This is a genomic window from Streptomyces sp. NPDC050549 (assembly GCF_040655035.1).
GTDB lineage: Bacteria > Actinomycetota > Actinomycetes > Streptomycetales > Streptomycetaceae > Streptomyces.
The window spans coordinates 93,626-114,400 of record NZ_JBFAJD010000013.1; the positions used below are offsets into that span (position 1 = coordinate 93,626).

At 71.6% G+C, this 20,775-nt stretch carries 21 protein-coding genes and 1 riboswitch; of the genes, 7 read left to right on the top strand and 14 right to left on the bottom strand.

Annotated features, from left to right (window positions below):
- Positions 1 to 149: 149 nt before the first annotated feature.
- The 3 genes from AB0I51_RS20690 to AB0I51_RS20700 form a co-directional block, all read right to left on the bottom strand.
- Positions 150 to 524: an SgcJ/EcaC family oxidoreductase gene (locus AB0I51_RS20690; protein WP_362977097.1), complete on the bottom strand. Its 375-nt coding sequence runs from the start codon at positions 522 to 524 to the stop codon at positions 150 to 152.
- A gap of 15 nt (positions 525 to 539) precedes the next feature.
- The gene (locus AB0I51_RS20695) at positions 540 to 1,253 is read right to left on the bottom strand and encodes an SDR family oxidoreductase (protein WP_362977098.1); all 714 of its coding nucleotides are present in this window, start codon (positions 1,251 to 1,253) and stop codon (positions 540 to 542) included.
- Positions 1,254 to 1,426: 173 nt separating this feature from the next.
- On the bottom strand, positions 1,427 to 2,347 hold the full coding sequence (locus AB0I51_RS20700; RefSeq protein ID WP_362977100.1) for a LysR family transcriptional regulator: 921 nt from the start codon (positions 2,345 to 2,347) through the stop codon (positions 1,427 to 1,429).
- A gap of 138 nt (positions 2,348 to 2,485) precedes the next feature.
- Between AB0I51_RS20700 and AB0I51_RS20705 the strand changes: the two genes are divergently transcribed.
- Together AB0I51_RS20705 and AB0I51_RS20710 are read left to right on the top strand one after the other, a co-directional pair.
- Positions 2,486 to 2,779 (top strand): muconolactone Delta-isomerase family protein, encoded by a 294-nt coding sequence (locus tag AB0I51_RS20705; protein ID WP_362977304.1) that lies wholly within the window; start codon positions 2,486 to 2,488, stop codon positions 2,777 to 2,779.
- Between the two features lie 30 nt (positions 2,780 to 2,809).
- Entirely contained in the window at positions 2,810 to 4,060 is a 1,251-nt protein-coding gene (locus tag AB0I51_RS20710; protein WP_362977102.1) for a YbfB/YjiJ family MFS transporter, read from the top strand.
- Here the strand turns inward: AB0I51_RS20710 and AB0I51_RS20715 are convergent, their stop codons facing one another.
- The 6 genes from AB0I51_RS20715 to AB0I51_RS20740 form a co-directional block, all read right to left on the bottom strand.
- Positions 4,061 to 4,678 carry a TetR/AcrR family transcriptional regulator gene (locus AB0I51_RS20715; protein ID WP_362977104.1) on the bottom strand — a complete coding sequence of 206 codons (618 nt, stop codon included), beginning with the start codon at positions 4,676 to 4,678 and terminating at the stop codon, positions 4,061 to 4,063. It abuts the gene before it with no gap.
- A gap of 23 nt (positions 4,679 to 4,701) precedes the next feature.
- On the bottom strand, positions 4,702 to 5,277 hold the full coding sequence (locus AB0I51_RS20720) for a GAF domain-containing protein (RefSeq protein ID WP_362977106.1): 576 nt from the start codon (positions 5,275 to 5,277) through the stop codon (positions 4,702 to 4,704).
- 61 nt (positions 5,278 to 5,338) lie between these two features.
- Positions 5,339 to 5,956 carry an ATP/GTP-binding protein gene (locus AB0I51_RS20725; protein ID WP_362977108.1) on the bottom strand — a complete coding sequence of 206 codons (618 nt, stop codon included), beginning with the start codon at positions 5,954 to 5,956 and terminating at the stop codon, positions 5,339 to 5,341.
- Entirely contained in the window at positions 5,934 to 6,305 is a 372-nt protein-coding gene (locus AB0I51_RS20730; RefSeq protein WP_019062160.1) for a DUF742 domain-containing protein, read from the bottom strand. Before AB0I51_RS20730 ends, AB0I51_RS20725 begins: the two co-directional genes overlap by 23 nt.
- 2 nt (positions 6,306 to 6,307) lie before the next feature.
- Positions 6,308 to 6,742: a roadblock/LC7 domain-containing protein gene (locus tag AB0I51_RS20735; RefSeq protein ID WP_019069670.1), complete on the bottom strand. Its 435-nt coding sequence runs from the start codon at positions 6,740 to 6,742 to the stop codon at positions 6,308 to 6,310.
- Positions 6,743 to 6,837: 95 nt separating this feature from the next.
- Positions 6,838 to 8,958 (bottom strand): ATP-binding protein, encoded by a 2,121-nt coding sequence (locus AB0I51_RS20740; protein ID WP_362977110.1) that lies wholly within the window; start codon positions 8,956 to 8,958, stop codon positions 6,838 to 6,840.
- Positions 8,959 to 9,487: 529 nt separating this feature from the next.
- Between AB0I51_RS20740 and AB0I51_RS20745 the strand changes: the two genes are divergently transcribed.
- Entirely contained in the window at positions 9,488 to 9,892 is a 405-nt protein-coding gene (locus AB0I51_RS20745; protein ID WP_362977112.1) for a hypothetical protein, read from the top strand.
- Between the two features lie 63 nt (positions 9,893 to 9,955).
- Here the strand turns inward: AB0I51_RS20745 and AB0I51_RS20750 are convergent, their stop codons facing one another.
- The gene (locus AB0I51_RS20750) at positions 9,956 to 11,158 is read right to left on the bottom strand and encodes an MBL fold metallo-hydrolase (protein WP_362977114.1); all 1,203 of its coding nucleotides are present in this window, start codon (positions 11,156 to 11,158) and stop codon (positions 9,956 to 9,958) included.
- A 255-nt stretch (positions 11,159 to 11,413) separates the two neighbouring features.
- Between AB0I51_RS20750 and AB0I51_RS20755 the strand changes: the two genes are divergently transcribed.
- Together AB0I51_RS20755 and AB0I51_RS20760 are read left to right on the top strand one after the other, a co-directional pair.
- Complete coding sequence (locus AB0I51_RS20755) at positions 11,414 to 12,592, top strand: Glu/Leu/Phe/Val dehydrogenase dimerization domain-containing protein (RefSeq protein ID WP_362977116.1); 1,179 nt, start codon at positions 11,414 to 11,416, stop codon at positions 12,590 to 12,592.
- Between the two features lie 44 nt (positions 12,593 to 12,636).
- Positions 12,637 to 13,251 (top strand): TetR/AcrR family transcriptional regulator, encoded by a 615-nt coding sequence (locus AB0I51_RS20760; protein WP_362977118.1) that lies wholly within the window; start codon positions 12,637 to 12,639, stop codon positions 13,249 to 13,251.
- A gap of 92 nt (positions 13,252 to 13,343) precedes the next feature.
- On the opposite strand, the gene AB0I51_RS20765 is transcribed toward AB0I51_RS20760, so the two are convergent.
- The 4 genes from AB0I51_RS20765 to AB0I51_RS20780 form a co-directional block, all read right to left on the bottom strand.
- Positions 13,344 to 14,129, bottom strand: coding sequence for an SGNH/GDSL hydrolase family protein (locus AB0I51_RS20765; RefSeq protein ID WP_362977306.1), 786 nt, complete (start codon positions 14,127 to 14,129; stop codon positions 13,344 to 13,346).
- A 189-nt stretch (positions 14,130 to 14,318) separates the two neighbouring features.
- Positions 14,319 to 15,215, bottom strand: coding sequence for a LysM peptidoglycan-binding domain-containing M23 family metallopeptidase (locus AB0I51_RS20770; RefSeq protein ID WP_362977120.1), 897 nt, complete (start codon positions 15,213 to 15,215; stop codon positions 14,319 to 14,321).
- A gap of 4 nt (positions 15,216 to 15,219) precedes the next feature.
- A riboswitch (cyclic di-AMP (ydaO/yuaA leader) is annotated at positions 15,220 to 15,382 on the bottom strand.
- 301 nt (positions 15,383 to 15,683) lie between these two features.
- Positions 15,684 to 17,756: an alpha-galactosidase gene (locus tag AB0I51_RS20775; RefSeq protein ID WP_362977122.1), complete on the bottom strand. Its 2,073-nt coding sequence runs from the start codon at positions 17,754 to 17,756 to the stop codon at positions 15,684 to 15,686.
- A gap of 121 nt (positions 17,757 to 17,877) precedes the next feature.
- Positions 17,878 to 18,915, bottom strand: coding sequence for a hypothetical protein (locus AB0I51_RS20780; RefSeq protein WP_362977124.1), 1,038 nt, complete (start codon positions 18,913 to 18,915; stop codon positions 17,878 to 17,880).
- 131 nt (positions 18,916 to 19,046) lie between these two features.
- Here AB0I51_RS20780 and AB0I51_RS20785 point away from each other — a divergent pair, with 131 nt between their 5' ends.
- Together AB0I51_RS20785 and AB0I51_RS20790 are read left to right on the top strand one after the other, a co-directional pair.
- Positions 19,047 to 19,841, top strand: coding sequence for an SDR family oxidoreductase (locus tag AB0I51_RS20785; protein WP_362977126.1), 795 nt, complete (start codon positions 19,047 to 19,049; stop codon positions 19,839 to 19,841).
- A 133-nt stretch (positions 19,842 to 19,974) separates the two neighbouring features.
- Positions 19,975 to 20,772: a tyrosine-protein phosphatase gene (locus AB0I51_RS20790; protein WP_362977128.1), complete on the top strand. Its 798-nt coding sequence runs from the start codon at positions 19,975 to 19,977 to the stop codon at positions 20,770 to 20,772.
- Positions 20,773 to 20,775: the final 3 nt, after the last annotated feature.

Here is a 20,775-nt window from a genome sequence, read left to right on the forward strand (position 1 = left end):
GGGTGAGGTCCCGGGGCCGGGCTCGATCCGGGCATGCCGGACGAGCCCGTTCCGGGTGGGGGGTGGATTGTGCTAGCAATCTGCCCCACCGGAGCGCCCGGGTCCATCGAGGTTTTCTTAAGCGGTGCCGCAGCTTTCCTTCACACCGGTCACCCGTCGAGCCGCGAGACCTGGTAATGGGCGATGTACCAGTCGTCCCCCAGCCGCCGCACGAGCACGGCGAGCTTGACGTCGACCGGCGGCCGGTCGGTGAACGTGAACTCCGCGTCCAGATAGCCGAGTACGAGGTCGTCGGCGTGGCGCCGGGTCTCCAGGACGTCGTAGGCGGCCTTCATTCCGAGGGGCTGGGAGGCGTAGTACTCGGCGACCCCCCGCCGGCCGACGCTGTAGGGGTGCAGCCCCTGGAAGAGCGCGTCCTCGGTGAAGAGCCGGGCCACCTGCTCCGGCTCGTGGGCGTCCACGGCCGCCTTCCAGGGGTCCAGGACACCGCGCAGGACGAGTTCGTCGCCGTTCCCGCTGTTCATCTCCGTCGACCTTTCTCAGTGACCGGCGCTCATGCCGCCGTCGACATGGAGGATCTCGCCGGTGACGAAGGGAGCGTTCTCCAAGAAGAGCACGGCGTCGACGATGTCGCTCACCTCACCCATCCGGCCGACCGGGTGCAGGGCGGAGAGGAAGTCGTGGGTCTCCTCCGGGTGCATCGGGGTCCTGATGGTGCCCGGCGACACGGCGTTGACGCGGATGCCCCGGGTGGCGTACTCGATGGCGAGGGACTTGGTGGCGGACTGGATTCCGCCCTTGGTCAGCGAGGCCAGCACGGAGGGCACGCGCGCGTCCGCGTTGTCGACCAGGCTGGTGGTGACGCTGACGATGTGGCCGCCGCCCTGGGTGAGCAGGTGCGGAACGGCCAGTTGGGTGAGCCGGAAGAACCCGGTCAGGTTGATGCCGAGCACGCTCGCGTAGTCGTCGGCCGTGTAGTCCGTGAAGGGCTTCGCGACGAACACGCCCGCGTTGTTGACCACCGTGTCGATACGGCCGAACCGCTCGATCGCGGCGGCCACGACCCGCTCGGCGGTGGCCGGGTCGGCGATGTCGCCCTGGACGGTCAGGATGTCCGCGTCGTCGGCGGGGGCGATGGTGCGCGAGGTGGCGACGACGGCGTGACCGAGCTTGCGGTAGGCGTCGACGACGCCCGCTCCGATGCCCTGCGAGGCGCCGGTGACGATCGCGACCTTCTGGTTCCGAGTGCTCATGACGACCTTCTCCGAAGTAGTGGTGCTTGGCGAGTGGCTTCCGGTCGGACTACTAGCCGACCGGTCGCCTATTGGAGAAGGTAGGCGACCCCGAGAAGTGAAAGCAAAGTTCAGAGGGGGTTTTCCCAGGACCGGAATCCTCACTGCTGAGAGGCTGAACCTCCCAGTACACGTCAGCGGTGCGGGTCGCCCGCGGGCAGCCAGGCGTCCGGGGCACGCAGCCCGAGTTCGCCGACGCCGTCGCACAGCGCGTCCACTGCGGCGAGCACCGCGGCCCGCGTCTCGCCCTCGCGCCACACCAGCGACCAGGTCCAGTGGACCGACGGCCCGACGACCTCTCGTCGGACGAGGTCGGGCGGCAGCGGAGTGGTCTGCCCCTTGGGCGAGTTGACGACCGGGCGGCGGCTGCGGCGGACGTGGTCGAAGAAGGCGGGGCCGGTGATCCCGCCGTCGGAGATGGCCACCGCGTGCGCCCCGGTGTCGTGGGCCAGCTGCTCGGCGTAGACGTTCCAGGACGACCAGGACCGGGTGTCGTCGTCGAGGAGGACGGACGTGTCCCGGGCGCGTACGTCACCGGTGTCGGTGCCCGTGGCCACTGCGTACAGCCGGTCGGCGCCGAGCAGCCGGGCCCGCAGGCCGTGCCGCTTCAGGTCCTCGTCCCGCACCCAGCACACCGCGAGGTCCAGGCTACCGTCCGCGACCCGGCCGGCCTGCGTGTGCGAGGGCGCGACCCAGGCGTCCACATGGACCTGGGCCACGCCGGCGGTGCGCGCGGTCAGGTCGGCCGGGAGCCAGTTGACGTAGCCGAGCCGGACCGCCTCCGAGCCCGCGAGCCGGCCGGCCCGGCGCCGGAGGTCGTCGGCGCGCTCCAGCAGGGCGCGGGTGTGCGGGAGCAGCGCGGCTCCGGCCGGGGTGAGGGAGACCGAGCGGCGGTCGCGGTCGAAGAGCCGTACGCCCAGATCGCGTTCGAGCGCCTTGATCTGCTGGGAGAGGGAGGGTCCCGCGATCAGGAGGCGGTCGGCGGCCCGGCCGAAGTTCAGCTCCTCGGCGACGGCGACGAAGTACCTCAGTTGGCGCAGCTCCACGCCCGTCATGCTACGCGGGCTGGGAGGCCGGAACTCTCAGCAGGGAGCAAGCCCGTCGTGGCGCCCGCGCCGGTCCCGGGCCACGATGAGGGCATGGAGACCCGGCACCCTGTCGCCTGGCCGGGCGGGCCCGAACGGAGCGAGGTCATGCGAGAGTTCCTGGTCGAGATCACCACCACCGTCCCCGAGGGCACCCCGCAGGAGGAGGTCGACCGGCGCCGCGCCGCCGAGGCCGTCCACTCCCGCGAGCTGGCCGCCACCGGCCACCTGCGGCGGCTGTGGCGCCCGGTCGGGGAACGGCGCAGCATCGGCGTCTGGCTCGCGGACGACGAGGACCAGCTCCACGAGAAGGTGCTCGGCACGCTGCCCCTCGCCCCGTGGATGACCTTCGCCGTCACTCCGCTGGAACCGCATCCGAACGACCCCGGCCATGCGGAGTAACTCGCCCCGCCTGCAAGGGATTTCGCCGTCATGAGCTCCAGCGCCCGTGTCCCTTCGCCAGGGGCGGACGGCTCCCTCCTGTCGCCCTGGGCGCATGTCGCGCGGGTCGCCGCGGCGCTGGCGGCGGGCATGGGGGTCGGCCGCTTCGTCTACACCCCGATCCTTCCGCTGATGCACGCCCAGGCCGGGCTGTCCGCCGGCGCCGGCGCGCACCTGGCCACCGCCAACTACGTCGGCTACCTCGTCGGCGCGCTCGCGGGCACCCTCTCCCCCGCCCTGATCCGCTCCCGCGCGGCCCTGCGCGGCGCACTCGTCCTGCTGATCTGCACGCTGGCCGCGATGCCCGTCACGCACAGCACGGAGCTGTGGCTCGCGCTGCGGCTGTCGGCGGGCGCGGCGAGCGCGCTGATCTTCGTCGTCGCGGTCAACTCGCTCCTGGGCCACCTCCGGGACCACCCGCCGCACCTGTCCGGCTGGGGCTTCGGCGGTGTCGGCGCAGGCATCGCGCTCTCCGGCCTCCTGGTCCTCGCTCTGCGCCCGGTCGCGGACTGGCGGACCGCGTGGTGGGCGTCGGCCGCACTCGCCGCAGTCCTGGCGGCGGCCTCGTGGAATCTACGGCCTGAGGTGTCGGCCGCGCCCCTGTCGGCCGCGCACACGTCGCAAGCCCCTACGCCGACGGGCGCCCGCCGTTTCGCCGCCCTGTTCGTCAGCTACACCCTGGAGGGCGTCGGCTACATCGTCGCCGGGACCTTCCTGGTCGCGGCGATCGCTCAGGGATCCCCCGGCTGGATCGGCGGCGGCGCGTGGGTGCTCGTCGGGCTGGCCGCCGTACCGTCCTCCGCGTTCTGGGCCCGGCTCGGCCGCCGGTGGTCGCGGCCCGGGCTGCTGCTGGTGGCGCTGGTGATCCAGGCGGTCGGCATCGCGCTGCCCGCGCTGATCGGCGGGGTGGCCGCGGCCCTGGTCTCGGCGCTGCTGTTCGGCGCGACCTTCATCGGCGTCAGCACCCTCGCGCTGGCCACCGGAGCCCAGCTGCGTTTCCCGCGCTCGGTGGCGCTGCTGACCGCCGGATACTCCGTCGGCCAGATCCTCGGTCCGCTCGCCGTCGCTCCGCTGCTGCGCCACGGCTACCGCCCGGCCCTGCTGCTGGCCGCCCTGGTGGTCCTCGCCGCGGCCGTCGCAGCCGCCGTCCTGCGGTCCGGCTTCCCGCACCACGCGGTGGCGGTACGACAGTCCGTGCCGGAGCAGGCGCGGCGGACCGCGCCCACCGACGCCGGCCGCTGATCAGACGGGGTGGGCGGCGCGGGCGCCGAGCAGGGCGAGGCAGTTGGCCCAGAGGGGGCTCAGCCGCCCGGTGTTGTTGTAGAGCTTGGCGAACATCACCTGGCCCTCCAACTGCGCGACGACGGACCGCGCCGCCTCCCGCGTGTCGGTGACGGTGACGTCCCCGCGGTCGCGGGCCTCGACGACGACCGCGTCGACCATCTCGACCTGGGCGTCGAAGATCTCCTGCAGCCGGGCGCGGACGGCCTCGGTCTGGTTGCTCATCTCCAGGCTGAGATTGCCGAACAGGCAGCCCAGCACGGTCCCGCAGCCCTGCTGTCCGGCGCGCAGACCGGCTTCCGTCTCCTCGAACAGCCGGCGCAGCCGCTCCAGCGGTTCGGCGTCCCCGCTCGCGGCACTCAGGACGCGCGTCCACTCCCGCCGCTGCTCCGCCCAGTGCTCGTCGACGACGGCCAGCGCGAGGGCCTCCTTCGACTCGTAGAAGTAGTAGAAGCTGCCCTTCGGCACTCCGGCCGCCCGGCAGATCTCGGCCACTCCGAGCGCCGAGTAGCCGCGCGCCTCGAAGAGCGACCGCCCGGCGGCGAGGATCTTCTCTCCGGCATCACTGGTCCTGCCCATACGGCAACTATACGACCGGTCGGCTACGGACCGCCCAAGTGCTCCAGCCGGGCCACCAGGTCCGCCGCGGTCGACTTGATCGTCTCCAGCCCCGGCTTCCCCCACGGCCGCGGCTCCGTGTCGACGACACACACGGTGCCCAGCACCATCCCCGTGGAGTCGATGAGCGGCGCCCCCAGATACGAACGGATGCCGAACTCGTCGACGACGGGATTGCCCGCGAACCGCGGATAGTCGCAGACATCCTCAAGAACCAGCGCCTTGCGTCGGACCACCACATGGGGGCAGAACCCGTATTCACGCGCCAACTGCCGCCCCACCTCGGGCTTGGCGTGCTCCCCTCCCGTGGCCGCTCGGGGCAGCCGCGCACTGCCCGGAGTGTGCAGACCGGCGAAGAACTGCCGGTTCTCGTCAATGAAGTTGACCATGGCGTACGGCGCCCCGGTCAGCTCGGCGAGCCGGTCCGCGAAGGCGTCCAGCGCCGGGTCCGGGTGCTCCCCCAGGCCCAGCCCCCGCAGCCGTCGCATCCGCCCGGGTGCCTCCTTGTCCTCGGGCGTGAGCAGCAGACGACCGGCCGGACGCGGCGGGTCGTAGCTCATGGGCGTACTCCGTCCCTGTGGACGCATGTCATAGAGGAACTCCGTGAAAGGTGTGCGGGAATCACATATGGGCACCATGGCTCGGCGCGTGCGCCGGGGCGTGCTCGATGAGATGGCGTACGAGGGTCAGCAGGGTCTGCACCCCGGAACTGGAGATCCGCGCGTCGCAGCGCACGACCGGGATCCCGGGGTCGAGGTCTATGGCGGCCCGCACCTCCTCGGGGTCGTAGCGGTGGGAGCCGTCGAACTCGTTGATCGCGACGATGAATCCGAGGCCGCGCTGCTCGAAGAAGTCGACGGCGGCGAAGCACTCCTCCAGTCGCCGGGTGTCGGCGAGGATGACCGCGCCGAGCGCGCCCTCGGACAGTTCGTCCCACATGAACCAGAACCGCTCCTGTCCGGGCGTGCCGAACAGATAGAGCACGTGTTCCGGGTCGAGGGTGATCCGGCCGAAGTCCATCGCCACGGTCGTCTCGACCTTGTTCTCGATGCCTTCGAGATCGTCGGTCGCGGCACTGACCGTGGTGAGCAGCTCCTCCGTACTGAGCGGCGCGATCTCGCTCACCGCTCCGACGAAGGTCGTCTTGCCGACGCCGAAGCCGCCCGCCACCAGGATCTTCAGTGCGGTGGGGAAGGGATCGTGGCCGCTCTCGTAGTCAGAGCTGTCGTCGTAGTCCATCGAGCACTGCCTCCAGAAGAGACCGGTCAGTGGGGTTGTGGTGGAACTCGGGCGGCTTGGTGGTCAGCGCTCCGCAGTCGACCAGGTCCGACAGCAGCACCTTGGTGACCACCGCCGGCAGCTTCAGGTGGGCGGCGACCTCGGCGACCGAGACGGGCGCGCGGCACAGGTCGAGCGCCTGCGCGTGCTCGGGGCCGAGATAGCCGAGGGGGGTGGCGCCGGTGGCCATCACCTGCGACAGGAGGTCGAGCGCGACGGACGGCCGGGTACGGCCGTTGCTGACCGTGAAGGGGCGCACAAGACGTCCGGCCGCGTCGTCCAACCACGGCCCGTCGCCGGCCGTCGCCACGCTCAAGGCCTCATCGCAGGGGATTCGACGGCGTGCTGGCGGGGCGCGGTCACGAGGTAGGGGCGGACGCTCTTGACCAGCATCGCCATCTCGTAGCCCAGCACGGCCGCGTCGGCCTCGCGGCCGGCCAGCACGGCGAGACAGGTGCCGGAGCCGGCGGTGGTGACGAACAGCAGCGTCGAGTCGAGTTCGACGACGACCTGCCGGACATCCCCGCCGTCACCGAAGCGGACGCCCGCGCTCCGGCCGAGGGAGTACAGGCCGGAGGCCAGGGCCGCCATGTGGTCGGCGCTGTCGGGGTCGAGGCCGTGGACCGACTTCACGAGGCCGTCGCAGGAGAGCAGTACCGCGCTGGTGGTGTGCGGTACGCGCTGCACGAGGCCGCTCATCAGCCAGTCGAGATCGGATACATGGCCGGTCGGCGCGTCGCTCGCCATGGTGGATCGACTCCTTGGGGTACGAAGGTCTGCGGGAGCGCGGGTGGGGGTGGGGCGGTGGGACGCCGTGGTCGTGGGGGTGGGGGCATGCGTGGTCATCCGGCTGATGCGCTCCCGTCGTGCCGGGCGGTGAAGTCGTGACCGGGCGCATGCGCGTGCGCTTCGGGTATGGGCGCCGCGTCCCTGTGGGGAGCGAGGGTGAGCGGCGGCATTTCCGTGTGGGCTGCGGAGGTGTGGTCGGAGCCCATGGGGGGCGTGCTCGTGTAGACGCCGCCTGTGTGCACCTCGGTCGTGCGCGGGAACTCCGCGTGGTTTGTCTCCAGTTGGGCCGACTCCGTGTGCGGCACCTCCATGGACGCCCCCTCCACGTGCGGCACCTCCACATGTGGTGGCGCCATGGCGGCCCCCTCCACCGACTCCGCCGCCTCCATGTGCTGTTGGGCCTCCGCGAGGCCGATCCCGCGCTGGAAGGCCGCCATCAGGCCCGGGTCGTGGCCGGCGGCCTGCTCGGAGTCCTGGCGGGGTGCGGGGCCGCCGCGGAGTTGGGGTGCGATGTGCTCCTGGGCGCGGCGGCGGGGCAGTTGGGGCGGCTTGCCCATGGTGCCGCGGACCGCGCCGCCTCGTGGGACGGGCGGTGTGGTCACGTTCGTCGCCACGGTGTGCCGGTCGTCGGGCCGGATGCCGGGTACGGCCTCCGCCGGATTGGCCCGTTCCGTATGGGCGCCGCGCACGGGCAGCGGCACCGGTCCGCTGCCGTTCGGCGCCGGCGCGTCGGGCGGTGCGGTGTCCCGTCGTTGGTGCCGTCCCGGTGCCCCTGACTCACGCTGGGGCCGCCCCGGCGCGGCAGGCGTCACCGCGGGACCACTCCGCCGACCGGCGGCCCGCTGACCGTCCTCGGCCCCACCCGGGGCTCCGCCCGTCCCGCCCTGCGGAGGCTGCTGCGGAGGCAGGAGCGGGCGCCCCCCGCCCATCGTGTCCTCCGGCTGCCCTACGGCGCCGGGGGCGCCCGGCGCCGTACCCAGCAAGGCCTGCGGCACGACGAGTACGGCCTGTACGCCGCCGTAGATGTTGGTCTGGAGGCGGACGTGGATGCCGTGGCGGCGGGCGAGTTGGGAGACCACGAACAGGCCGATGCGGCCGTCGGCCAGCAGGCTGGCGACGTTGACCTGGTCGGGGTCGGTGAGCAGGGCGTTCATACGGCTCTGTTCGCCGACGGGCATGCCGAGTCCGCGGTCCTCGACCTCTACGGCGAGTCCCGAGGTCACGAGGTTGGCGCGGAGCAGGACCTGGGTGTGCGGGGCGGAGAACACCGTGGCGTTCTCGACGAGTTCGGCCAGCAGGTGGATCACGTCGGCGACGGCGTGGCCGCGCAGGGTGCCGTCGATGGGCGGCACCAGTTTGACGCGGGAGTACTGCTCGACCTCGGCGATGGCGGACCGCAGCACCTCGGTCATGGAGACCGGGTTGCTCCACTGTCTGCGCGAGACGGCGCCTCCCAGGACGGCGAGGTTCTCGGCGTGGCGGCGGATGCGGGTGGCGAGGTGGTCGACGTGGAAGAGGCCCTTGAGCAGATCGGGGTCCTCGATCTCGTTCTCCAGTTCGTCGAGGATGGAGATTTCCCGGTGCACGAGGGACTGAAGGCGCCGGGCGAGGTTGACGAAGACCTCGACCTTCTGTTCGCTGCCGGCCTGGCTGGAGAGCTGGGAGGCGGACACGACGGCGGTGACGGCACCGTCGTGGGCGCGTGCCAGGTCGGCGGCGAGCAGGTCGAAGTCGTCGGCGTCGCCCGGCGGCCGGCCGCGCGGCTTGCGCTGGGGCGGGCCCTCGCCGCGGCGCAGTGCCTCGACCAGTTCGCGCAGATCGGCCTCGCCGCGCGCGCTGTCGCGGCGCAGGGCGCCGATGCGGTCGCTGACGGAACCGGCCGCGCGGCCCGCGGCCACGGCGGCGATCAGGATGCCCGCGCAGGTCACCGTCGTGGCTCCGGCGAGGACGCCCCAGAGGGTGAGGCCGGTCCGTGCTCCGGTGGAGCGGACGGTGAACAGGACGGCCGCGCTGGCGCTCAGCGCGACCGCGACGGGCGGCAGCACGGCGAGACGCAGGAGTTGGGATCGTATGTGCGTCTCGGGCAGTGCGGGCACGGGGCGGGCGGCCGGTCGCCCGTGCCGGCCGCCCTCACGGCGGTCTGCGCGTGCGGCCGGTGCACGGAGTTGAGACATCGGCGTCCTCGTACTGGTGCGTCGGACCTGTTTGCTCGCGCAGGGTGCGCGATTCGGGCATACGCCATCGCGGTGCCGGTCGGGAGAGCCGAAGAAATCGGCACCACGTCGCCCGGCGGACACTCACAGTAGTCGTCAACGCATCAGGTGCGGTGGGCAGTTGACAAAGTCACCCGGGGAGCGTCCCGCTCTGGTATGAGACTTCGCACGACAGACCGATAACCCCGGCGGCCGCACGGCGAAGAAGGACAAAGAATCGATCGCCCCTGATCGGAAGCGGTCACGAACGGGCGCCAGGAGTCGGGGAGTGCGATGCGGCCCGGCTCCGCCGTTCGCCTGCCGAGGGTCCGGCGGCCGGGCCGGCGGGGCGGTTTCGGTGGGTACGTCCCGCCCGCCGCCGTCGCTCCGCACGTCACGGGCAGTGTCCGCCGGAGTCCGTCGGCGGAGCATGCGGAACCGATCCTGTCCGGCTGGTGTCCGGACAGGAGTGGCGTCTCTTCTGTTTCTGATCCTGGTTCTCTCGCCGCTCGTGACACCGTTCGTGTTCGGGGCCGCCGCCGTGGCGCTCGGCCGGCGGGCCTGCCATCGGCAGCCGGGCAGCGGGTGGTGGCACCTGCCGAGCGTCGAGACCTGTGTGCTGGTGGCGGTGATGGCCGGCTCGGCGGCGCTCGGCGCGTACACGTGGGGCGCGATGTCGGGGTTCTACATCCTGGACCCGGACCAGATGTGCGCGGCGAAGGGTGTGGCGGGGGATCACGTCGTGACGCGGATGACGCTGCCGGTCAGTTCGCAGTGCGTCACGTCGGGCGGCGTGGGCACCGAGTTGGTGCCGGACTGGGTGAACCCCGTGATCTTCGTGGGACTCCCCCTGCTGGCGCTCGCCCTCACGACGGGGACCTGCATGGGAGTACAGCGGCTGCGCGCCCTGCGGTGAGACGTCCCTTCGACGACGTGGCGAACCCGGCCGCCGACGCCGTCGAGGGGACCGTCGTCCGTGTCAGCGCTCGTTCGCCAGGTCCAGTGCCGCCGGGGTCGCCACCGGATTCGGTTCCGCCACGACCGGCTCGGCAACCCGCCAGGGGCGCGCGAGCGTGCCCCCGTGAGGCAGCCACCAACGGTCCGTGGTCGGCTCGGCGCCCGGCTCGAAGGGCTCGCCCGGCCTCGGGGTGGCCACCGCCTGGCCCGCCGCCTCCGCCACGTCCGCGGTCCACTCGCCGGGCTCGGCCCACGCGTGCAGCGCCAGGTTGAACGTGCCCCAGTGGATGGGCAGCAGCACCCCGTGCGCCTGCCCGCCCTGGAGGTCGAGGTGGGCGCGCATGCCCTCCTCGGGCGTCATGTGGATGTCGGGCCAGAACTCGCTGTAGGCACCGATCTGGATCATCGTGGCGTCGAACGGGCCGTGCGCGGCCCCGATGTCCTTGAAGCCCTCGAAGTAGCCGGTGTCACCGCTGTGGTAGATCCGGTGTTCGTCGCCCGCGACGACCCAGGAGGCCCAGAGCGTGTGCTGCGTGTTGCGCAGGCCCCGGCCGCAGAAGTGGCGGGCCGGGGTCGCGGTCAGGGTGAGGCCGCCGACCTTCGTCTCCTCGTTCCAGTCCAGCTCGCGCAGCCGGTCCGGGGAGACGCCCCAGTGCTCCAGGTGGGCGCCGACGCCGAGCGGCACGGCGAACAGGGTGTCCGTGTCGGCCAGCGCCTTGATCGAGGGCATGTCCAGGTGGTCGTAGTGGTCGTGCGAGATGACCACTACGTCGACGGGACCGAGGGCGGCCAGCGGCAGGGGCACCGGGTGCAGCCGCTTGGGGCCGGCGAACGGGAACGGCGAGCAGCGCTCGCCCCAGACCGGGTCGAAGAGGACCCGGTGGCCGTCGATCTCCGCCAGCACGCTGGAGTGGCCCATCCACGTCAGGCGCAGCCCGGTGGCGGCGGGTTTGGCCAGGTCGGCGAGGGTGGTGGCGTGCACGGGCAGCGTGCCGTCGGGGGCGCGGCGGACGCGCGCCTCCTTGTCCAGATAGGCCTTGCCCATCTCGCGCATCGTGCCGCCGGACGGGCGGACGTTCGTGTTGCCCCCCGGGTTCTGGAAGACACCGTCCTTGAAGTGGGGCGATCTGCGGATGCGCGCCAGGCGCTCGCCGCTCGGGTCCGCGCCGAAGGCCGCGGGCTGCAGCGCGCGGAGCCCGGAGCTCAGGGTACGGATTCCGGTCACGATGCCTCCAGGTGGAGTCGGTCAGGCTTTCCATTATGGTCGACCCCTGTGACAACGCCGGTGCATCGGCTTCGCGGGGCCGTCATTCCAAGGAAAGACCAAAGTTCCGCGCCCGGGGTTGACGCCGCGGGGCGGAATTCGATCTTCCGTTGACAGGGCGCGGCCCAGCTTCCGATACTGACTCGCCGTTCAGTACCCGCCGTCCGGTACGCGCCTCTGCACCTGCCCTGCCGGCCGTCGCCGCGAGGAGCCCGTATGACCGCCCCCTTGATGTCGCTCACCTGGACCGACCACGTCACCGGCCGCCGGGGCTTCCTGGTCGTCGACCGGCTGGTGCGCGGGGTGTCCAGCGGCGGACTGCGGATGCGGCCGGGCTGCACCCTCGACGAGGTGGCGGGGCTCGCCCGAGGCATGACCATGAAGGAGGCGCTGCACTACAACCCGGCGGGCCGCTACATCCCCCTGGGCGGCGCCAAGGGCGGCATCGACTGCGATCCCCGGGACCCGGTGTCGTACGGCCTCCTCGTGCGGTATCTGCGGGCCATGCGGCCGTACGTCGAGAGTTTCTGGACGACGGGTGAGGACCTCGGGCTCAGCCAGGACCTGGTGGACCGGGCCGCCGCGGAGGCGGGGCTCGTGTCGTCGATCCAGGCCGTGTATCCGCTGCTCGACGACGAGGCCGCGGCGCGGCGGCGGCTCGCGGACGCGTTCGCGGTCGAGGTGGACGGGATCGGTCTCGACGAGTTGGTCGGCGGCTGCGGGGTCGCCGAGTCGGTGCTCGCGGCGCTGGACCGGGCGGGCGTGCCGTACGCGGGGACACGGGTCGCGGTGCAGGGGCTGGGCACCATGGGCGGGGCCACGGCACGGTTCCTCGCGCGCGGGGGGCTGACGATCGTGGCCGTCGCGGACGTCAAGGGGACGATCGCCAACCCGGCCGGGCTCGACGTGGACGCGCTGCTCGCGGCGCGGGACGCGTACGGCACCGTGGACCGGTCGGTGCTGCGCCCCGGCGACCGCGAACTCCCGGGCGGGGACTGGCTGTCCGTCGAAGCGGAGGTGCTGGTTCCGGCGGCGGTGTCGTACGCGGTCGACACCGCGAACCAGGGGGCGGTCACCGCTCGCTGGATCGTCGAGGCGGCCAACATGCCGGTGCTGCCGGAGGCGGAGGAACTGCTCTCCGCGCGCGGCGTCGTCGTACTGCCGGACGTGGTCGTGAACTCCGGGACGAACGCCTGGTGGTGGTGGACCCTGTTCGGCGACATCGGGGCGGACGCGGACGAGGCGTTCGCCCACACCCGGCGTTCGATGCGCGCCCTGATCGACCTGGTGCTGGCCCGCGCGGAGGCCGACGGCACGACACCGCGCGCCGCCGCACACGCCGTCGTCGCCGACCGGCTCCCGGTCATCGCGGAGCGGTTCGGCTGGTACCGGTGAGGGACGGAGCAACGCCTTTCCCGGCTACGGAATAGGGTCATCGCATGGCGAGAGTGCGGTTGGGCGTGGCGGAGCGGCGGGCGGAGTTGCTGCGGGCCGCCGTCGAGCAGATCGAGGCGCGGGGTGTGGCGGCGGTCAGGATCGCCGACGTGGCGTCGGCTCTCGGGGTGAGCAACGCGCTGGTGCTCTATCACTTCTCGACCAAGGAGAAGCTGGTCGCCGCCGCGTTCACCCATGCCGCCGAGGACGATCTCGCGCATCTGCGCAAGCTGCTCGGCCGCCGTACGACCGCGCTGCGCAGGCTGCGGGCGGCGCTGCGCTGGTACGCGCCGACCGGGCAGGCCAAGGGCTGGCGGCTGTGGATCGAGGGCTGGGCGGCGGCGCTGCGCGAACCCGCTCTCCTGGACGTGACGCGCGATCTCGACCGGCAGTGGAAGCAGGCGCTCGCCGAGGTCGTCGCCGAGGGAGTGATCGCGGGCGAGTTCCACTGCGCGGACCCGGACGCCGCGGCACTGCGCCTGACGGCTCTCCTGGACGGCCTGGCCGTGCAGATGACGGCGTACGCGGGCGCGGTGTCGCGGACGCGGGCCCTGGAGTGGGTGGACGAGGCGCTCGCGCGGGAACTCGGCCTGGAGCGGGCGGCGTTGACCGCTCCCTGAGACGGGAGGAGTTCTCCGGCACAGGGGAACGGCCCTCGGTCGCTCTCACACCCCGGGCACGTCCCCCTCGGCGCGCCGCTCCCGTCGCCCCGTCAAGCGACCGACTCGATCCGCATCTTGATGTCGTACGGCGACAGCGCTCCCTTGGCCTCCACGTGGTCGCCCGAGGACTCGCCGCGCAGTCGGCGTCCGATCCACGGCACCAGGTACTCGCGTGCCCAGTGCACGTCGTCGCGGCGGATGTCGAGCGTGCCGCGCGGCGGAAGCGGCGGCCAGGGCTGGTCCGGGTCGGCCGGGACCTCGATGCCGAGGACCTGACCGGCGCGGAGCGCCACGCGTGTGTGGCCCTCGGGAGAGAGGTGGAGCCGGTCGCCGTCCCAGGCCCGGCGGTCCTGGACCGTCTTGAGGGACCACAGGTCGAGCACCGGGCAGCCGTAGCGGTCGGCGATGGCCCGCACATGTCCGTTGTAGGTGGCGATCTTGCCGCGCAGATGCTTGAGGACCGGCACACCGCGGGTGTCGAAGCCGGTCGTCACCAGGACGCTGCCGACGGCGGAGGTGAGGTCGGCGACCGCGCGCTCGAAGCGCTCGGCGACCTCGTCGGGGTCGGTGCCGGGCCGGATGATGTCGTTGCCGCCCGCACAGAAGGAGACCAGGTCGGGGCCGATCTCCTTGGCCCGGGTGAGCTGGTCGGCCACGATCTGGTCGAGCAGTTTCCCGCGCACGGCGAGGTTGGTGTACTCGAAGTCGCCCTCGGGCCGCCGGTCCGCGAGCAGTACCGCGAACCGGTCGGCCCAGCCGACCATCGCCCCGTCGGGACCGGGGTCGCCGACGCCCTCGGTGAAGCTGTCCCCCACCGCCACGTACGACCCGATCACTGATCTGTTGTCACTCTTCGAATCGTTAGCCACGGCAACCATAGTTCACCCTGGAGTGTGACCTACGCGATCGTAATATGGGGTTGACGGACGGTGAGATAAGCCACTCGTAAAGGGTTGCCCAAAGTCGGAATAAGCCCCTGGCCAGGGGCGTTGACCCCGGGAACTGCCCTGCGCCGGGCTCCGGAGTCAGCCGACGGTGACGCCGTGCGAGCGGAGGTAGGCGACCGGATCCACGTCCGAGCCGTAGTACGGAGTGGTCCGGATCTCGAAGTGCAGGTGCGGGCCGGTGACGTTGCCGGTCGCACCGGAGAGGCCGATCTGCTGGCCCTCGGTCACGGTCTGGCCGGCCGAGACGGACAGCTGCGACATGTGGGCGTACTGCGAGTACTCGCCGTCCGCGTGCCGGATGACGACCTCGTTGCCGTAGGCGCCGTCGTAGGCCGCCGAGACGACCGTGCCCGCGGCGACCGCCTTGACGGTGGTGCCGGTCGGGACGACGAAGTCGACGCCCGTGTGATAGCCGCTGGACCACATGCTGCCCGCGACGTGGTAGCCGGTGCCGATGGTGCCGCCGGTCACGGGGAGGGTGTAGCCGCCGGCGGTGCTGGTGGTGTCGGCACTCTGCGTGGCGGTCGTCTTCTTCGACGAAGAGGAGGACGACGAGGAGGACGAACCGGACGACTTGGTCGTGCTCGTCGTGGCCTTCTTGCCGAGGGAGAGCTTCAGGCCCGGGTGGATCAGCGACGGGTCGGCGCCGATGGCCTCGCGGTTGTCCTGGTAGATCTTCTTCCAGCCACCGGTGACGTCCTGCTCGTCGGCGATCTTCGCGAGCCAGTCGCCCGCCTTCACCGAATACGTCTTGACGCCCTCGGTCTTGGCGGTCGCCGCCTTCTGCGCCACCGTCCCCTCGGTTGCCGGAGCCGCCTGAACGGCCTTTTCCGGAGCGGAAGTCGAAGTGGCCGCATGGGCACCGGTGGCTCCCATGAGCGGAAGGGCGAGCGCGGCGCCGCCGGTTCCGGCTACGGCTATCGAGCGGGTGAGGCGCTGGGACTTGGGACGGCGGTGCTTACCCTTCGCGGGCATGACGAATTCCTCTCCGGCGCCTGCGAGGTGAGCTGTCGGGTGCGGGCTGGAGATGCCCGGCCGCGCGCTGGTCGCGGCTTTACCCCAAGCCCGTTCCGGAGACCGGAACAGGCGTCCTACCTGTGGGTCCCCCGCTCCTGCCGCATACGGGTGGGTGTGTGCGGAGTCCGGTCGGCGGCAGGATTGGGCGTCCGTCCGGATTGGTGGCGAACGTAAGCGAGGAAGACGCAAAGGGACAAGCAGGAGGTTCCACGGTTTTGTCTTTCTTGTGATCTCCTGTGGGAATTCACAGTCACCCTCCGTGAATTCCCACCCGCCTCCTCCCTCAATTCCCCTGGAAAAGCATGTCAATTACGTGAACATGACGAGCGACGTACGGTCACGGATATGACGCTGCTCACGTACAACCCCTCAGCTTCCCTTATTCCAGAGCGAGTTGTAACGAAGGCTGCAATTCGGGCAGAATGCTCAGATGTGACGCAGCCGGAGAACCGTCGCATCGAGGTCACCGCGCAGCCCGGTCCGCAGCCCGTGATGCAACAGGACCGCACCTCGGTGGACTTCGCCCGTTTCAAGGCATTCGTACGATGCCGTCGGGTCGAGCCCGCGCAGCCGGAGCGCCGGTACCGGCTCGCCGTAGTGCTGCGCCTGGAGCAGTGCGAGGACGACGCTCTCGTCGCCGCGCGTGTACTGCACGGCGCTGAGTCCGCCGGTCGGCGGGCGCAGCCGGTGGAGGTCGCCGTGCTGCACGAGCGGCCGGATCTCCTTGTAGAGGGCGATCCACTCGCGGGCCTCGGCGAGTTCCTCCTCGGTCCACTCCGAGAGGTCGCCGCCCACACCGAGGACGCCGGCCATGGCGCTCACGAACCGGAAGCGCAGGCTGCTGACCCGGTCGTTGAGCTGGGTGTTGGGGCTGTCGGTGACCCAGGCGGCCATCACGCGCGCGGGGTGGATCTGGCTGAAGCCGTGCTGGATGGCGAGCCGGTCGAGCGGGTCGGTGTTGTCGGAGGTCCACACCTGGTCGGTACGGCTCAGGATGCCGAGGTCGATCCGGCCGCCGCCGCCCGAGCAGGACTCGAAGGCCACACCGGGGTGGGCCGCCCGCAGCCGGTCCAACAGGGCGTACAGCGCGCGCACATGGTCCACCCAGAGGCGTTGCGGATAAGCGTCGCCGGGCCAGCCCGCGTCGGTGAAGCAGCGGTTGAAGTCCCACTTCACATAGTCGATCGGGGCGCTGGAGAGGAGTCCGTCGAGCTGCTCCCAGAGGTACTCCTGGACGTCCTCACGGGCCAGGTTGAGGACGAGCTGATTGCGGAACTCCGTCCGCTTTCGTCCCTCCTGGTACTGCACCCAGTCCGGGTGGGCGCGGTACAGGTCGCTGTCCGGGTTGATCATCTCGGGCTCGACCCAGATGCCGAACTGCATGCCCAGTGCGTGGACGCGGTCGGCGAGCGGCTTGAGGCCGGCGGGGAAGCGGTCCGGGTTGGGGGTCCAGTCGCCGAGTCCGGCACGGTCGCTGGTGCGGGCGCCGAACCACCCGTCGTCGACCACGAACAGCTCGACGCCGGCCGCCGCCGCACGCTGCGCGAGGACCTCCTGCTGCTCCTCGGAGATGTCGAACTGCGTGGCCTCCCAGGAGTTGTAGAGCACGGGCCGGTCCCGGTCGGCGTCCGGGATGACGTACGTCCGCTGGTAGGTGTGCCAGGCGCGGCTGGCGCCGCCGAAGCCGGCGTCGCTCCACAGGGCCGCGAAGAGGGGCGTCGTGAAGGACTCCCCGGCCGCGAGGCTCAGCAGCCCGGACTCGTCGTACCCGGCGCCGCCGGTGATCTGCACGCGCGCGTCCGGGAGCTGGGCCACGGCGATCCGCCAGGACCCCGACCAGCCGAGGGCGCAGCCGTAGACCTCGCCGCGTTCCTCGGTCGCGTCGGTGTCGAGGGCGACCCAGGGAAGGTACTGGTGTCCGGTGTGGCCGCGCCGGCTGCCGATGACCTTCTCGCCGTAGGTGAGGGGGGAGCGCACCAGCCGTGACTCGGCGGCCCAGCGCCCGTGCACGTGCGACAGCTGCCACTCCTCGCGGTCGGGCAGCGTCCAGGTGGCGGAGTCGGCGCGCAGCAGCTCCAGCGGCTCGGTCCCCTCGTTGTCGAGGACCGTCCAGCGCTCCACGACGTCACCGCGCGTCCGGTAGTGCAGGGTGATCGTCAGTCCCGCGTCGCGGAAGCGGAGCCGCAGTTCGTCGCCGTCCGTGTCGTGGCGGTCGAAGGACCACTCGGTGCCGCGCCGCTCCGGCGTGCGCACAGACAGGGCGGGCCGGACGAAGCGGGGGCCGCCCTCGACCGGGTACTCCTCGCGTCCGTCGAGCGGGGACTCGAAGGAGGAGCCGCCGGGGAGCGGACGGGCGGCGAGTTCCTCGGCGTCGGCGAGCGCGATACGGGGACCCCAGTGGAGATGGAGCAGTTCGTCGCGCTCGGTGAGATGGACGGCGTAACTGCTCGTGGGCCCGGACAGCACCCACGTACGGCCGTTCTCGGCGGTCTCCAGCATCAAGTCCCTCACAGATTCGAACAAGTCCACTCAAGCGCCAACATCATCAATGGTGCGGGACCTGCGAGGCAACGCCTGTGGAGAACTCATAACCTGTGGAAACCCATGTGCCGCGTCCGGGTCAGCGATGCCGGCCCGGTCCGGTCAGCACTCCGCTGAAGCCGGCCAGCACGGAGGGGTTGCCGGCGAGCCGGGCCCGTACCCGGTCCGCCCGCTGCCCGTCCGCCGGACCGGACCGGAAACAGGTGTCCAGGGTGTCGAGCAGGGCGCCGACCGCGCGGCCGGCCAGCGGCTCGCGCACCCGGTCGTGCTCCTTGGCCGCGCGGTCCCTCCACAGCCGTGCCTCGTCGGCCGCCGACGGGGTGGGCGGTCCGAACGCCGCGACGACCGCCAGGCCGAGGGCGGACATCGCCCTGCGGTCGAGCGGTGCCGTGGGGCTGTCCCAGACACCGGCGAAGATCGCCCGGGCCTCCGGGAAGCGGTCTCCGTGGAAGGCGAGTGCGCCACGCAGGATGGCCGCGGTGGCGCGCAGATCGTCCGCGCCCAGTTCGTCGGCGAGCCGCGCCACCTCCGCGAGCCGGTGTTCGGCCGTCGCGATCGCGCCCTCCCCGATGTCCAGGCAGACGATCCGCAGCGTGGTGTGCGCGTAGAGCGCACGCGCGCCGATGGGTCCCAGGAGCTGGACCGCTTCGGTCCAGTGCGCGCGGGCCCGGTCGCGGAAGCCGCCGCTCTCGTCCGCGTCGCCGCGCAGCACGAGGGAGAACGCCCGCGCGTAGTCGTCGCCCGCGGCACGCGCCGCCGCGACGGCGGTCCGGCCGTGGGCGCGGGCGCCGTCGCTGTCGCCGCGCTGGAGGCAGTACGTCGTCCAGTTGGTCCGGAGGACCGCCCGGTCCCAGTGCAAGGCGGTGCCCGTGATGCCGTTCTCGGCCCGTACGAAGAGTTCCTCCACGTCGTCGTGGCGCCCGCTCAGCATGGCGTGGAACGGTTCGTGACAGGCTCCCAGGACGGCGAGGTCGGGGTTCTTCGCCCGCCGGCACGGCTTCGCCCCGAACAGCCTCTTCGACGACACCGCCGCCTTCCAGCGGTACTTCGACCGCCCCGCACACCTGGCCGCCATCGCCCACTGGATGGACTGCGCGACCTGGGTGGTCGTCGACATGCACGTCTAGAGGATCGGACGGCTCCGCTCGGGGTAGCGGCCGAAGTGGCGAGCCGGTCGCCCTGCCGCCAGGCTGACGGCAGACGTGCCGGCACGCGGACGGACCGACGCGACAGAGGGACTGGTTCCACATGCAGATCGACCTGACGGGACGCACCGCGCCGGTGACGGGTTCGACCCAGGGCATCGGCGCGGCGATCGCCGCCGGACTCGCGCGCCCGGGCGCCCGGGTGGGGGTGAACGGCCGGAACGGGCAGCGGGTCGCGGAGAGTGTCGCACGACTGGCGGCGTTGGTGCCCGGTGGCGCCTTCGTGCCCGTGGCCGCCGATGTGACGAACGAGGAGGGTGCCGCGCGCGTCCTGGAGGCGCTGCCGGAGGTGGACATCCTCGTCAACAACCTCGGCGTCTTCGGTTCCGCCGACCCGCTGGAGATCAGCGACGAGGAGTGGCGCCGCTACTTCGAGGTGAACGTGCTGGCCGCCGTACGGCTGATCCGTCTGTATCTGCCGGGCATGACAGGACGCGGCTGGGGCCGGATCCAGAACATCGCCAGCGACTCGGCGATCGTCATCCCGGCGGAGATGATCCACTACGGCATGTCCAAGACCGCGCTCCTGGCCGTCGGCCGCGGCTTCGCGAAGCAGGCGGCGGGCACGGGGGTGACGGTCAACTCGGTCGTCGCGGGCCCCACGCACACGGGTGGCGTCGAGGACTTCGTCTACGAACTGGTCGACAGCGACCTGCCGTGGGACGAGGCGCAGCGCGAGTTCATGCGGAAGCACCGGCCGCAGTCCCTGCTGCAACGGCTGATCGAGCCCGAGGAGATCGCCAACATGGTCGTCTACCTCAGCTCCGACCAGGCCTCGGCCACGACGGGCGGTGCGCTGCGGGTCGACGGGGGTTACGTCGACTCGATCCTGCCCTGACGGCGAGGCCCCGCCCTCGGCGAGAGAGCCTGGTCAGAGGGCCAACGACCTCCGGCCGGCGGTACGCATGTCGTATCGTCGACTGGGTGCCCGCCGGTGAGCCGCGTCGTCGGGCCGAGTGGGAGGAGCCCTCGTGACGCAGCAGATTCCGTCGACCGAGCCGGAGTTGTCCGGAGTACGCAATTTCCGGGACGTGGGCGGACTTCCGACGGTGGACGGGCGGCGGGTACGGCACGGCGTGCTGTTCCGCAGCGGTCATCTCGCGCACGCGACCGAGGAGGACACCGCGTTCCTCGGCTCACTGGACCTGCACACCATCTTCGACTTCCGCAACGCGTCGGACCAGAAGCTGGAAGGCCCCGACGTCGAGCTGCCCGGCGTGCGGAATGTGAACCTGCCGCTGTCCGACCCGGCGGACGGCTCCGAGTTCTGGAAGATGGTCCGCGACGGCGAGATAGAGCAGCTGCGCGAGATCCTCGGCGGCGACAAGGGCGCCAACCGGATGATCGCCTCGTACCGCACGATCGTCACGGACCGCACCGCCGAGCACTCCCAGGTACTGCGCGCGCTCGCCGAGGACAGCGTCCCGGCGCTGATGCACTGCGCGGCGGGCAAGGACCGCGCGGGCCTGTCGATAGCCGTGACGCTGCTCGCCCTGGGTGTGGAGCGGGAGGCGATCGTCGCCGACTATCTGGAGTCGAACGCCAAGCACCGCCGCTACAAGGTGCGCCGCAGCGACTCCTCCTCGGCCGGCTACTCCCCCGAGGTGATGGAGCTCCTCAGCCCTCTCTTCGACGCCCGCGCCGAGTATCTGACGGCGGCCTTCGAGACCGTCGAGGAGACGTGGGGCGGCGTGGACACCTATCTGGAGCAGGGGTTGGGGATCACCCCGGAGATCCGGGAGCGGCTGCGGGAGCGACTGCTCGACTGAACT